At 54.5% G+C, this 14,301-nt stretch carries 10 protein-coding genes; 6 read left to right on the top strand and 4 right to left on the bottom strand.

All coding sequences use genetic code 11. The annotated features are described in order from the left end of the window. The first annotated feature begins 277 nt into the window (after nucleotides 1–277). The 6 genes from HMPREF3098_RS10595 to HMPREF3098_RS10575 all read left to right on the top strand — a co-directional run bounded on the left by HMPREF3098_RS10595 (nucleotide 278) and on the right by HMPREF3098_RS10575 (nucleotide 9,486). Nucleotides 278–520, top strand: coding sequence for a type II toxin-antitoxin system Phd/YefM family antitoxin (locus tag HMPREF3098_RS10595; protein WP_035114013.1), 243 nt, complete (start codon nucleotides 278–280; stop codon nucleotides 518–520). A gap of 14 nt (nucleotides 521–534) precedes the next feature. Next, nucleotides 535–801 (top strand): Txe/YoeB family addiction module toxin, encoded by a 267-nt coding sequence (locus HMPREF3098_RS12125; protein ID WP_035114011.1) that lies wholly within the window; start codon nucleotides 535–537, stop codon nucleotides 799–801. 285 nt (nucleotides 802–1,086) lie between these two features. After that, a complete protein-coding gene (locus HMPREF3098_RS11605; protein ID WP_156963435.1) occupies nucleotides 1,087–1,242 on the top strand; it encodes a hypothetical protein in 156 nt (51 codons plus the stop codon). A 319-nt stretch (nucleotides 1,243–1,561) separates the two neighbouring features. Beyond that, entirely contained in the window at nucleotides 1,562–4,498 is a 2,937-nt protein-coding gene (locus HMPREF3098_RS10585; RefSeq protein WP_070435112.1) for an SNF2-related protein, read from the top strand. Nucleotides 4,499–4,510: 12 nt separating this feature from the next. Further along, nucleotides 4,511–6,544, top strand: coding sequence for a site-specific DNA-methyltransferase (locus HMPREF3098_RS10580; RefSeq protein ID WP_246815937.1), 2,034 nt, complete (start codon nucleotides 4,511–4,513; stop codon nucleotides 6,542–6,544). Between the two features lie 8 nt (nucleotides 6,545–6,552). Then, complete coding sequence (locus tag HMPREF3098_RS10575; protein WP_070435110.1) at nucleotides 6,553–9,486, top strand: restriction endonuclease; 2,934 nt, start codon at nucleotides 6,553–6,555, stop codon at nucleotides 9,484–9,486. Nucleotides 9,487–9,704: 218 nt separating this feature from the next. Here HMPREF3098_RS10575 and HMPREF3098_RS10570 read toward each other — a convergent pair whose 3' ends face one another. The 4 genes from HMPREF3098_RS10570 to HMPREF3098_RS11935 all read right to left on the bottom strand — a co-directional run. Continuing rightward, the gene (locus HMPREF3098_RS10570; RefSeq protein WP_070435109.1) at nucleotides 9,705–10,664 is read right to left on the bottom strand and encodes a restriction endonuclease; all 960 of its coding nucleotides are present in this window, start codon (nucleotides 10,662–10,664) and stop codon (nucleotides 9,705–9,707) included. Between the two features lie 74 nt (nucleotides 10,665–10,738). Next, a complete protein-coding gene (locus HMPREF3098_RS10565) occupies nucleotides 10,739–11,890 on the bottom strand; it encodes a YihY/virulence factor BrkB family protein (protein WP_070435108.1) in 1,152 nt (383 codons plus the stop codon). 122 nt (nucleotides 11,891–12,012) lie between these two features. Beyond that, nucleotides 12,013–13,482 carry a glycosyltransferase 87 family protein gene (locus tag HMPREF3098_RS10560; protein WP_246815936.1) on the bottom strand — a complete coding sequence of 490 codons (1,470 nt, stop codon included), beginning with the start codon at nucleotides 13,480–13,482 and terminating at the stop codon, nucleotides 12,013–12,015. A 46-nt stretch (nucleotides 13,483–13,528) separates the two neighbouring features. Continuing rightward, on the bottom strand, nucleotides 13,529–14,301 hold a 773-nt coding region (locus HMPREF3098_RS11935; protein WP_246815935.1), incomplete at its 5' end, for an OPT family oligopeptide transporter.

The following is a 14,301-nucleotide window of genomic DNA, read 5'->3' as shown; positions in this document are numbered from 1 at the left end:
CTTTTTATCCTCTCGCTGCGCGGGTATGGTGCTGCGGTTCCACTCGTCTAACCAAGAGCGGACCGCGAGGCCATCGTCACGCTCTGCGAGCTTTCCCGTCGGTGGCTCAAGGTTGATTGCAAGTCCTGAAAACTGGCCACTTAACCAGGCACGGTGGTTGCGCCACATGGACTGACCCTAATCTGTCCTATTTTCAATGAATCCATCTAAACCCTAGGGCGGGCCACTTGTTGGAACGTACGTTATCGCGTACGATCCTTCGTGGAGGTGTTTTGCCATGACCGCACTTAGCGCAACTAATGCCCGCGCGAACCTTTACCGGCTCATCGATCAGGTCAATGAGGAGTCTGAGGAGATTACAATCACTGGCCAGCGCGGGAATGCTGTGCTGGTTGGGGAAGAAGATTGGCGGTCCATTCAGGAGACGCTATACCTCATGTCCGTTCCAAATATGACGGCATCGATTCGCGAAGCGCGCGAAGAGGGGGCAGATGCTGCATCCTCGGAACTCGACTGGTGAATGGTGGGTGACCAGTGGGGGATTGGAAACTTGTATTTTCGAAGGCGGTGCAAAAAGATGCCAGAAAACTGCGCGATTCGGGCTTGAAGCCCAAGACGCAAAAGCTCCTGGCGATCGTACAAGATGACCCGTTTACATCACCACCGAGGTTCGAAAAGCTGGTGGGTGACCTTTCGGGGTGCTATTCCCGCCGGATAAATATTCAGCACCGGCTTGTCTATGAGGTGGATCCAGAGCGCGAAATCGTCCACGTATTGCGAATGTGGACTCACCACGAATAAACCTCAGAATGCGATGCACGCGGAAGGGGTGGTCGACGAGAGTGGGCGGGTCTAGTCGCAACAGAGTTTCCAGGCGGTGCCTCGGTGGTCTTATAGCTCTTTTTTAGTCCTAGAAGCCAATTGTGCTCAACTCCCCCGCAACTCGCTCCATGCTAGAGGCTGGCCAGCCGTGCCCCACGGCGTGCACCACTTACCCGGGTCACTTTCCCCAATCCTGATGATCCCTCTTCTACCCGACGCCCCCGTGGCTTCCGGGCTCGCAATGCAGGGGGAGGGGCACCCCGCATGCCGGCGCGTGTGCGCCGCGCCCACAAAGAATATGACGACATTCACGAGCTCAACGGCGAGCGCAACAACAATCACTGGCGCCACTCGTATGGCTTGATCGCGGAAGGCTCAACGGGCAACGACTTTTTGGGGGCGGAGGGTGGCACCGCGTAGGTTCCGCACGCCCCGGGGAGGGCGAGCAGATGGGAACCGCTAACAACCGCGGAGGTCTATAGAACCACCGGACTAGAACGTGCTGGAAGCCAATATTCCGAGAAGGACTATTAACCACGGTCGTGAGTGAAAACGCGTCTGGGGAAGAGCGGTTGCCTTGTGGGGCAGAACCTAGAGGCTTCCCTGAACGAGTCGGGTGCACATCATCTCAACATAGGGTTACCAGTTGCTCATTGACTGTTTTGGCCCCTGTGAAGTAGTCCCGTGCGATAAAATAACGCTATTGTAATTAGGTCGAGCTGGTCTTGATGAGGGATGTATGGCAGATAGAATCAACCGGGTTGACGGGCTTAGCGTTGACCCAAACATCGATTTTGTGGCGCATCTGACTTCTTACCAGGCCAAATATTTTGCTCATGAGCTGGAGCGAAGCTACGCCAACGACCATGTCGGCAAACTGGCGGGGCTTCTCTTTGATGCTCAGGTGGAGCCAAAGCCACATCAGATTGATGCGGCCTTATTTGCACTAAAGGGAAACGCCACTCGCGGCGTCATTTTGGCGGACGAGGTTGGTCTCGGTAAGACGATTGAGGCGGGCATTGTCATTACTCAGTATTGGGCGGAACGCAAGCGTCGAATCCTGATTATTGCTCCAGCCAGCCTTCGCCAGCAGTGGAAGCAAGAACTCTATGAAAAGCTTTTGATTCCGTCGGCGTTGCTGGATTCTAAGTCCAAAGTGTCATTACTTGCCGGTCAAGGGGCAGGGCAGGTTTTGATCGCCTCGTACGAGTTTGTCCAGCAGAACAAAGCTGACTTGGTGCGTTCTTGGGATCTGGTGGTTGCCGACGAAGCGCACCGATTGCGAAACTTCTATAAGGGACAAGCTCAAGCCAAAGTGGCTTCGTCAGTTGGCGACGTGTTTGATGGTGCAAGCAAGATTGTTCTGCTGACCGCGACTCCTTTTCAGAACCGACTCGAAGAAATTTATGGTCTAGTTTCTATCTTCGATTCGGAGTATTTCCGATCGCTTGATGTATTTCGGGAACGGTATGTGAAGTCTGGTGGTGACGGGTTTAGCCCTAATGATCTCGCTGAACGTGCCGGGCACTTAACCAAAAGGACGTTGCGCCGGAACGCCGAAAAGTACATTCGCTTCACCAAGCGAGACCCGCTGACGGTCAAATTCCAGCCGTCAAGGGCCGAATTGGAGCTATATGCCCTAGTCAATAGCTACCTCCAACGCGAAACCCTTTACGCTTTTAACAATTCCCAACGGGCCCTTTCCTCGCAGGTGATTCGCAAACGGCTTGGTTCGTCCACCTACGCCGTTGGAATCACCCTCAGGAAAACGGCAAACCGTCTAGCCGAGGAGTTGGCCACGGGAGGGCGACGCAACGATCATCTGTCATTGTTCGACTTCGACAGCGACATTTTGGACGAGGAACAAGCAGCTTACGAGTCGTTTGGCAATAGCCTTGAACCAAACGATGACTGGTCTGATCCAGCAATCCGGGAACAAATACAGCTCGAGATTGACGAACTAAATGATTTTGCTGCTCTGGCTGAGTCTATCCATCAGAACCATAAATCGTTAAAGCTTGGCGAAGCCATTGAGCGGGGATTTACCCGCCTTCGCGAGATCGGAGCTCCTGAAAAGGCCATCATTTTCACGGAGTACACCGATACCCAGAATTTCTTGGCAGAAACACTTCGTCAAGCGGGGTATGGCGACGGGTTAGTACTTTTTAACGGTCAGAACGATTCGCCAGAGGCGACCAAAATTTATGGGGAATGGCTGGACAAGAATGCCGGTAGTGACGTCATTACTGGCAACCCTTCCGCTGACCGCCGTAAAGCACTAGCGGATTATTTCCGCGACTCGGGTTCGATCATGATCGCCACGGAAGCAGCCTCTGAAGGTATTAACCTGCAGTTTTGTTCTATGTTGATTAATTACGATCTGCCATGGAATCCGCAGCGGGTTGAGCAACGCATTGGTCGTATTCACCGTTTCGGTCAGAAATATGACGTTGTGATTGTCAACTTCTTAAATGAAGGTAATGCGGCTGAAGCTCGGATCCTGGAGTTGCTCGAGAACAAGTTCCACCTCTTCGACAGTGTGTTTGGTGCCAGTGATGAGGTTCTTGGGCGGATTGAAAGTGGCTTCGATTTCGCCCAAGAGATCGCCCAGATCTATGACAGCTACCGGACTGCCGATGAAATCAATCAAGCTTTTAAAGAACTGGAGGAAAAGTACGCCGACACGGTCAGTAAGGATATGGCTGAGGCTAGGGCGAAGGTTTTTGACAATCTCGATCCAACTGTTCGTGACCGGCTCAAATCATATGACGAGCAGTCCGGTGATGTGTTAAACAAGTTCGAACAACTGTTGCTTTTGTTGACGATCAACCGTCTGCAGAGTCTGGCCGAGTTTGATGGGGATGGCCGTAACTTCGTTCTGCACACCGCGCCAGCCGAGGGGATCGCAACTGGGCGATACCATTTCAAGTCGTCGCCAAGCGAACATTCCAGGCAGTATCGCTATAGCAGTGATCTGGCGAAGTATGTCATCGAGGGCGCGATGACTGCTGATACGCCGCAGCAGACTCTTGTTTTCGATATCAATAAGTCAGATCGTGTCAGCTCCCGGATGAAAGACCTGGTCGGCCAATCCGGATCACTGACGGTTCGCAGCCTGACTTTTAGGATGAAGGCCCATGACCGTGATATTTCTGAGAGTTACTTGTTGTCTGCAGGCGTGACTGATGGCGGCGAGTTTCTGAACCAGGAAGATGTCGTCGAGATGATGGACCTTAGGGTGACCGACCAGGCTGATGATGGCACGCCGATTGACAGCACACTCTTCGAGGGGGCACTTAAGGCCCAGCAAGACTTGTTGGAGAAGGAAGTCCAGCACCGTAACTCAAGCTATTACAACCAGCAAGAGGAACTACTGCAGGGTCAGATTCTCGACCTTGATGTGGAGCGTAGAAAGGCTGTTCGAGAATTAGAGAAGAAGCGCAAGGATCTGCGGGCGCAAGCGAACCAGGCTGACGATCCGATGGAGCAGCTCAGGTTTAAAAAGAAAGCCCGAAACCTCGATGATGACATCGATTCGATCGAAGACAGATATCGAAAAGAGAAGCGAGATCTGCGGGACAATGTCGACGAACTGCTTATCCTGATTAAGCAGTCGTTGCAAGGTTCACGGGTGGAAAATGAGCTGTTCACCATCCGGTGGCGTATCACAGCGTAAACAAAGCCAGTAGTGAATGAAGGACAGAAAACTGTGAAAGAAGAGCTAGAAATAATTAACGAGGTAGCGAACGGCAGCCCTGATTTCCGCACGGAGCTGGCCGAGCAATTGGCCGAGCTGGCCCCTGAGGCAATTGCTGATGGAAAGATTGACGTCGAAAAGCTCAAGGAGCTTTTGCAGGGAGACGCATCCGACACCAGCGAACGCTTCGGGTTGTTTTGGCCAGGGAAGAAACGCGCCATGCGCGCAGCCCAGACGCCAACAACTGCGACACTTCGCCCCGACAAAGAAAACTCAAAAGACTGGGACACTACACAGAACGTGTTCATCGAGGGCGACAATCTTGAAGTCTTAAAGGTTCTGCAGAAGCACTACCACGGCAAGATCAAGATGATCTACATCGATCCTCCCTACAACACCGGCAAGGATTTTGTCTATCCCGATAACTTTAAAGAGGGTCTGGAAACCTACCTCGAGTGGTCGAAACAGGTTAACGAAGAAGGCAAGAAGCTTTCGTCCAACTCGGAGTCAGAAGGCCGGTATCATTCGAACTGGCTCAACATGATGTACCCACGGCTGAAGCTGGCTAGAAATCTTTTGACTCGTGACGGCGCGATTTTCGTGTCGATTGATGACTCTGAGTTGGAAAACTTAAAACGCATGTTGAACGAGGTGTTTGGTGAGAATAATTTTGTAGGGTCTTTTATTTGGAGCGGTGGAAGAAAGAACGACTCCAAATTCATCTCCACTTCACATGAATATGTTTTGTGTTTCGCTCGAAACTTTAGTTACTTGAAGGAGAATGGTCTCAACTGGAAGACCCGAAAAGCCGGGCTCGATCAGATTTATCAGTTCGCCGAGCGTGCCGTTAGAAAAAACGGTGGAAACTTTGCTGCAGCGAGCGGTGATCTAAAGTCTTGGTACGAAGGACTGCCTCCAAACGACCCATCTCGGAGAAATAGACATTACAACAGGATTGACGAGAATGGGGTGTTTTTTGCCGGTGATATTTCTTGGCCAGGAGGCGGCGGTCCTGTATATGACGTCCTTCACCCAGTAACCAATAGGCCGGTGAAGATTCCGAGCCGAGGTTGGCTCTTCCAGAGGCCCGTGATGGAGCAAAAGATTCTTGAAGGTCGCGTACTTTTTGGTGCTGACGAAAGCAAGGTGCCCACGTATAAGAGGTACTTAAACGAAACTGAATATGAAGCCCCTTACTCGGTTCTCTATCAAGACGGTAGGGCTGCGACGAAGCGAGTTAAGAGCCTTTTTGGCGAGAAGAAGGTTTTCGACTTTCCGAAAGACGAATATATTCTTTCTGGCCTAATCGATTTACTCAATGATGATGAGATGACGGTTCTAGACTTCTTCGCAGGCTCCTCCTCAACCGCACATGCCGTTATGCAATCCAACGCAGAGCAAGGAGCGAATCGAAAGTTTATTATGGTGCAGCTGCCGGAGCCTACATCCGAGAAGTCTGTCGCAAGACAGGCTAAATACGAGACTATTTCAGAGATTTCGAGAGCAAGAATCCAGCTCGCTGGAAAGAGAGTTTTCGAGGATTATGGTGATGAGCTGACAGATCGAAACAAACCGCTCGACATTGGTTTCCGGGCCTATAAACTCGCTGATACTAATTTCTCTAAGTGGCGTACCGAATCTGACACTGATGTGACACAGCTGGAGCAGCATCTGCTCGACCTTCGCGAAAGTGCTGACGATAACGCCACGCCGGATGACCTTCTCACCGAGATCTTGATTAAGCAGGGGCACTCGCTGGTGGAACAAATTCGCGATCGTGAGATCGACGGCTTGTCGTTCAAGGCGGTCGTCGAAGTCGATGACGAAGCGGACAAGGAAGAAACGTTGGTGCTCGCATATCTTGATGAGCACACTAAGCCGACGCTGGCGCAGCTGCGTGCAGCAGTGGATGTAAAGCCCGCCCAGTTCATCATCCTCGAGGATGCTTTCAAGGGGGACGATGAGTTGAAGACCAATCTGGCTCAGATGTGTAAGACTAATAGCATTGAGCTCTGGACGGCGTAGGGATGAGTATGAAATTCAAGTTCGATGCCAAACAGGAATACCAGCTCCAGTCGATCAACTCGGTTACTGATCTGTTCGATGGCCAGCCCAACGACGCCGGGGATTTTCTCACTACGTTTCACATCACAAAAGCGCTGCCGGAAACGAGCAACCAAGCCCTCGACATTGATTTGAGCGAGGAAATCGGCGCAGTCGGCAATAACTTCCTGCTAGATGAAGAGACGGTGCTTGAGAACCTCCGGGTTGTGCAAAACCGTCAGGGGCTTAAACCTGCGCGGGAGCTTATCGACGGGCTGCAGTTCGATATCGAGATGGAAACCGGTACCGGGAAGACCTACGTTTACCTCCGGACCATTTTCGAGCTGGCAGAGAAATACAATTTCACCAAGTTTGTCATCCTAGTGCCCAGTGTGGCGATTCGTGAAGGTGTGAAGACCAGCATTGAGTTGATGCATGATCACTTCCGTCAGCTGTACCCGGCGCTGCCATTCGATTCCATGGTCTACAGCGGTAAGAACGCTGAAGAAGTGCAGTCGTTTGCTACGTCGACGAGCATCCAGATCATGATTATGACGATTGGTTCGGTGCGTGGTCGGGGTAATAACTTGATCATGAATCAGACGCGAGACAAGCTTAACGGTTTGCGTCCAATTGATTTTCTGCGCGCTACCCGACCTGTCCTGATCATGGACGAGCCACAAAATATGGAGTCGGAACTGTCGAAGACAGCGCTGGCGGGGATGGACCCCGCTTTCATCCTTCGCTACAGTGCGACACACCGTGAAACGCGCAACGTGACTTACCGGCTGGATCCAGTGGATGCTCATGAACTCGGGCTGGTGAAGCAAATTGTCGTGGCAGAGGCGACGGAGCACGGTGGAGACGCCAAGCCGTACATTAAGCTCTTGAGTGTTGAAAGCAATCCGTGGCAGGCTAGTCTGGAGTTGGTGTGCCGTAAGAAGGACGGGTCGCTTGATCGCCAAGTCAAGAAGGTCAAGCAGAACCAGGACCTGGCGAAGGTGACCGGCAACTCTGCGTACGACAACAATTGGCGCATCAATGAAATTAACCTCGATGGTCCTGGGTTTATCGAGCTCACCCACCACGGCATTCTGCAGGTCGGAGAATCTATTGGCAGTAATGACGAGGCTGTTTACCGTGAGATGATCCGTGAGACCATTCGTGAGCACTTCCGAAAAGAGTCGCTGCTGCGTAGGCACGGCATCAAGGTGCTGAGTCTGTTCTTCGTCGATAAGGTTGCAAGTTATTTAGGAGAGGGCGCAGATAACGCAACTGCTAACGGGATGTTTGCACAGTGGTTCGATGAACTATTCCTTGAGGAGAGGGAGCGATTCTCAGAGTACAAGGAGCTATTGCCACAAGATCCGATCGAACTCAGGCGCGCATACTTCTCCCAGATCAAAAAGGGCGTGTACGGGGACACTTCGGGGGAGACCGCTAAGGATGATGATTCCTATGACTTGATCATGAAGGACAAGGCGCGTTTGCTGAGCGAAGAGGAACCGGTTCGGTTTATTTTCTCTCACTCCGCTTTGCGGGAGGGTTGGGACAACCCGAACGTGTTCCAGATTTGTACGTTGCGCGAAATGGGTTCTGAAACTGAGCGTCGTCAGACAATCGGACGAGGGTTGCGCCTTCCAGTCAACCGGGACGGTGAACGTGTCGCTGATCGTTCAGTGGCCCAGCTGACTGTTGTCGCTAATGAGTCTTACCAAGAGTTCGCCACCAACCTGCAGAAAGAATACAAGAAAGCGGGTGTGGCGATCGGTTACATTCGCAAGGGCGATTTTGCCAAACTTCCAAAGCCAGAATCCGAAGGTCAAGAGAATCTGGGATACAACACTTCGGTAAAGATTTGGGACCAGCTCAAGGATAGGGGATTCCTCAATCAGGACGGCTACGTCACAGAAGCGTTCACTCCAGATTCTGATAACTTCTCTCTTGACTTAGAGGCAGAATTCAGCCCGGTCGAGGCCGCAATTGTTGAAGTTCTGCGACGGGCTAACATCGCCCATTACGTTAAACCGAAACGAGCACGAACGACCCGCAAGCTAAACAAGCAGCTCTATTTTACGTCGCGTGAGTTTGAAGAGTTCTGGGAGAAGATTAGCCAGCGCACCACCTACAGTGTCTCGGTTGATAGCGATGTGTTGATCAAAAATGCAGTACGTAAGATCGAGAAGGCCGAGGACATCGATCCACTTCGAATCGAGGTGAAAAAGGCAAAGCTGACCATCGCTCGTGGCGGCACTAAAGGAGCGGAAACCAGCAGCCGTACCACTGACCTTCGGGGTGGGTATAAGTTGCCGGATATCGTGTCGGAACTCCAGGAGGCGACGTCGCTGACCCGCAGGACGATTATCGACATTCTCATTCAGAGCGGCCGCCTTGATGAGTTTGTTTTAAATCCGAACGATTACATCAAAATGGTCAGGGGAATCGTTGAAGCCGAACTAGCAGCGATTGTGACTGAAGGCGTTCAGTACGAGCGGATCGGCGGCAGTGTGTATTCGCTTACCGAACTCCAAAAAGACGGGTTGGAGGAAAAGCAATACTTCCTAGACAACCTGTACAAGGTTAAAAACAAGGACAAGACTGACTATGACTTCGTTGTCTACGACTCGGAGACGGAGCGCCAGTTCGCCGAACTTCTCGATGAGCGAGAAGACATCAAGCTGTTTCTGAAACTACCGCCTAAATTCAAGATCGATACACCGGTTGGGCCGTATAACCCGGACTGGGCAATCGTGAAGCATGTGGATGGCGAGGACAGGCTGTACATGATTCGTGAAACCAAAAGCACAATGAGCGAGCACCTGCTGCGTGCCACCGAACAAGCCAAGATCGATGCTGCGACCGAACACTTCAAGACCATTGGAGTGGACTACGCAAAAGCCGCGCCAGGGAAGTGGAATATTTAAGAGTGGTTCGTGTACGGTTGTGCCGCTTCGGCAAATAACCCGTTGGCCGCTTTGAGGAATTGTGGATTTGAATCGTTGTACCGATTCGTATCAGTGCCAACAATTTGGGTGAATACCTGACCGCATTTCTTAACCACGCGCAGAGGGGCCAGACACGGGATCCCCTGAGCTCGGCTGTAGAATGGAAGCTGGGCAGAAGGGGCTTGGTCAACCCGAAGCTAGGCCAAATCATCCTCGAAGAAATCATCGTCAATTTCGTAGAGCACAAACTCTCGAGTTTTGTGGACGGCTACTCCGTACGACAGCATCAGGGACGTCAGCTTAAGGCCATCGATGAGGACGATTCTTCCATGTCGGTAATTGGCCGCCGTAGTCTTGGCCCTGTCTTGGAATGATGAGGTTGTGATGAATACACCAAGGTTCGCCCCATGTGAATCTAGAGCACCAATGAAATTGCGAATCTCAGGGTCGCCAACCTTATTGTGGTCTGCGTAACGTTTTGCTTGGATGTAGACATTCGTCAACCCCAGTGCATCCTGCCGGATCACGCCGTCAATACCACCGTCACCAGAACGGCCAACATGCTGTTTTTCACCGTAAGCGCCGCCGTACCCCATAGCCCAGAGCAGCTCGATCACGGCTTTCTCGAAGAATTCAGGAGAGGCCTTTTGGAGCCGACTTCGCAAGGCGGTTTCGGTCTGTGCGTTGAAATCTCGTTCGCCAGCGGATAGGCGCTCGACGGGATCCGCAGTATCTTCGCGGTCCCCGTCCCGTGAAGATTCCAAAGAATCCGATTGCTTACGCTGAGAGATTTCAGTCTGGTAGGTTCGCCATTCGGCCCATTCCAGCATGTCTTTTTCGGAATACTCGGAGAGTGACCGCTGCGCGATGCTTCGGCCGTTCTCCGTAATGCGGTAATGGCCTCTACGAGGGCGTTCCAAAAGACCGGCCAATGTGAGGGCCGAACATGCCCAATTTATCCTGTTGCCATACCGCAATTGTCCCGACGAAATCCGCTCGTTGCGAAGTTCTTGGGACATACCTAGGCTGTCGGCGACCCGCCGGCGAATGTCGTTCATAGAACGTTCGTGCCCATCCGAAAGAATATTGAGCACAGCGGGGCGAAACTGATCGGTGGTGGGCATTTGTTCGGCCATCGAGGGCACTTGTTCGGTCATGGGAGCGTATCTTTCCAAGTGATAGTGATGAACGTAAATTACTTCATTTAAGTCACGATTATTCGTCCGGAGTCTTATTTTTCTTTGCAGTCTCGCTCTTTATACCCCCGCGCATCCGCCCGCAGCCTGTCGTCGATCTCGTCCTGGCCGAAGGCCGCCACGCTCGAGCGGGGAGGGACCTGGATCACGTCCTCGCTGGACATGCCCGCCTGGAGTTCGCGGAATCGGGCGACCTCGGCGTCGAGTTTCAAGCCCATCAGCAACAACGTGTTAGCAATGACCAGGCCTAAAAACAGTGCGATAAGACCACCTAGGGCCCCGTAGGTGCCGAACTCTAGGAAATGGTTCAGGTAGGTGCGCACGCCCAGCCCCACCAACGTCATGGTGACCAGTGCGAATACCGAACCCGTCGTCAGCCAGCGCACCCGCCCATACCGGACGTTCGGCGCCACGTGATACAACACTGCGATCAGCATGATTGACAGCCCGAACACCACCGGCCAGCGCAGGTACCCCCACACTGGCAGGAACTCGTTGAGCACAAAGTCCGCGGCGCCTTCCCAGTTCAGCGGCTCCGCAATGGTATTCAAGACCGGCTGTAGCAGATCCGCCCGCAGGAAGAACGCCACAGCGATCAGTACCAGGCCGAATACTAGCGCGATCGTTAAACCCCACATCGTCAGCCACGTGCGGGCGAGCGTGCGGCCCTCCTGCCGCCCATACAGCGCATTCGCACTGCGGGAAAACGCGCGAACATACGCCGACGAGGAAAACAGCGCGAACACCACGGAAATGACCAAGGTCAGCACCGACTTATCCGTCGAACCGATGATCTGCTCCACGATCTGGCGGGCCTCGTCCGCGAAACGCCCGGGGACGTTCTCCGTGATGAACTGGTCGGTGATCTCCTTCACGCGCGTGCGATTCTTATCCAGAATCAACGTGGTGATCGCATAGAACGCCATCAGTGTGGGCACCATCGTCAGCAGCGTGAAGAAGCTCAGAATCGCTCCGCGGTCCATCAGGCCCCGGAAAAAGTACTCGATATACAACCGCCTAGCGATGTGCCGCCAGGCCGTGCCGCGGAGCCAGAACTCAGGCCGGCTCACCGTCCGGTGGTACTCACGGGGACTCAGTACCTCCACAGCTGGATGCCCGTTTACCGGCACCACGAATTCGGGTTGCTCAATCCGGTGGGCACCTTGCAGCTCGATCTTCTTGCTCATCGCTACCTAACGTACCTGCTTGGGGGCCTTAATTTTCGACGCCGTGCCGAAGGGTTCGGGTTTGGGACCACAAGATCCCGTTGGAGGTGGCATGGGTAGGGCAAGGCGCTCCCAAGGGACAGTCATACGCGTGGGCAGGTAGGTCGGGGAGTGCGGGCGAAGGTGCCCAGCAGCGCGAGCGCAATGAGGGTCCACCACAGGTAGGCGTTGCCCACGAATTGCTGCCAGAGGTTCCAGTGCAACTCTCGGTGATCGTTGAATGGCACGTAGAGGGTCGGTTCCAGTGCGAAAGCGGCGAAGCCCGCGACGAGCAGGGCCACCCACATCCAGCGCGGGCCCGCGAGGGGGCGGGCATCTAGGCCCGAACCGGGGGAAGCAGGGGGCACCTCGCGTCGGCTGGCTTCGTGCCAATTCGCTCCCTGCCGGTAAATTTGCCCACCGCTGGATCCGCGGGGACTAGCCAACGCGTAGCAACCAATCGCCACTAACAACACTGGCGCCCAAGACCAGTGGTGCGACCACGAAATCGGACTAGCCAACAGCCCGAACAGCGCATTAACACACAGCGCCGCAATGGGTGCTCCCGCGCGGAGCAACCGCACCATCACGAACCCCACCGCAATGAGCGCCAGGACAACCAGCACCAGCCACAGCTGCGCCCCATACGCACTGTGCGAACCACTTGCGCCTTGTGCAGTGTTCAGCGCCTCCCCAACCTGTTCGCCCACACCGCCGCCGTCAGCCACACCGCCGCCGTCAGCCGCCTTCGCACGCAGACCCAGGCGGTAGAGCAGCCCGTTCAGGCTCTGATTCAACGCGTATTCCTCGCCGCCGATCCGCCCAGTTTCGCGCAGCGTCTGTGTCCAATACCGCATGGAATCCCGCGGCAAAATCAACCACGCCAGCGCCGTGGCACCCACCGTGCCCGCGCCCATCCGGACCACGGAGCCCCAATCTTTGCGAAGCAAGAACCACAATCCGAATACGGCGGGCGTCAATTTGATAGCAACGGCAAACCCCGTCAACAGGCCACGGAAACGGCGGGGGACCACGAAAGCATCCGCGAACACCATCGCCATCAACAGCACGTTGATCTGACCGTACGTGATGGAGGTATGGATAGGGCTCAGGTGGATCAGCACTGCGGTCAGGCCCACGGACACCCAGCCGGCGGAATTCCGCTCCACGCGTGCGGCCGAATGCACCGCGTGCGCCACAACCCACCAGGTCACCGCCACGGTCGCGAACGTCAACAACACAGAACTGGCCGTGTACGGCAGCACCGTCAAAGGCGTGAATAACAACGCGGAAATCGGTGGGTACGTAAACGGCAATTCGATATCGCCGATGATGGGGAAGTGCCCGCTGTACAGCTCCAACCCATCAAGCACGCGCTGTGCACCCACGCGGTATACGTCCAGATCCAACCGGTACTGGAGGACCAGGCTGCCGCGCTCCAGGGAAGCCCGTGGGTTAAACAGTGCGACCAACGCCGAAAGCGCACCCACCACACCCAACACGATTTTGTGGCTGGGGCGCAGGTGGATGCGCTTCACAGTTTCTGTAGCTAGGGATTCTGTAGCTAGGGACAAAATATGCTGCCTTTGTCTGGTTCTCCGCGGCGGGAGACCCCAGCAACTACTTCGCCGCGGTCTTCACCCCGGTCTTTGCCTGGGACTTCTTCAGGTAGTTGTACACCATGCCCACCAGGACAACGAACAGCGCCAGGCCAATCCACTGGGCGGTCTTCGCGAAGTCCTCGCCAACCACGGCCAGCGCGGAGCTATCAGAGGTCGCCGCGATGATGCCCGCGTTGAGCACACCGAACAGCGATTCACCCACGATCAAACCGGTGGCCATCAGCACACCCATGCGCTTGGTGCGCTCCGCATTCGCCTGCTTATCGGCCCACTTGTTGTACAGGTAACCCAGCAGGGCACCGATAGGAATGACCAAGGTCAGGGAAGCCGGCAGGTACATGCCCATGCCCACGGCCAGTGGAGGCAGGGAAAACTCACCGGTTTTGGACAGGACCTCGTTGATGACAATCACCACGGCGCCGATCGCCGCACCCAAGCCAATCAGGCCCCAGTCCAGGGAGTTACCGAAAATGCCCTTAGCCACGGAGCTCAGCAGGGCCGCCTGAGGCGCAGGCAGCGCATCCGCACCAGCCCCGGGAGCGCCGGCGAAACCGAAGCCCTTCAGCATCAGTTCCAGAATTGGCGGGATGACAATCGAGCCGAAGATCACACCGAAGACGAGGGCGGCCTGCTGCTTCCACGGGGTCGCGCCCACCAGTTGGCCGGTCTTCAAGTCCTGCAGGTTATCGTTCGAGATCGTCGCGATGCCGAATACCACCGCGGCCGTGAAGAGGGTGTAGGCGACCAGCGCGTCGGCGTCGGCCTCCCCCC

This window comes from Corynebacterium sp. HMSC28B08 (assembly GCF_001806865.1).
In the GTDB taxonomy this organism is placed as follows: Bacteria; Actinomycetota; Actinomycetes; order Mycobacteriales; family Mycobacteriaceae; genus Corynebacterium; species Corynebacterium auriscanis.
The sequence above is the reverse complement of the archived record's forward strand: the minus strand, read 5'-3'. Positions and strand labels throughout refer to the sequence as shown.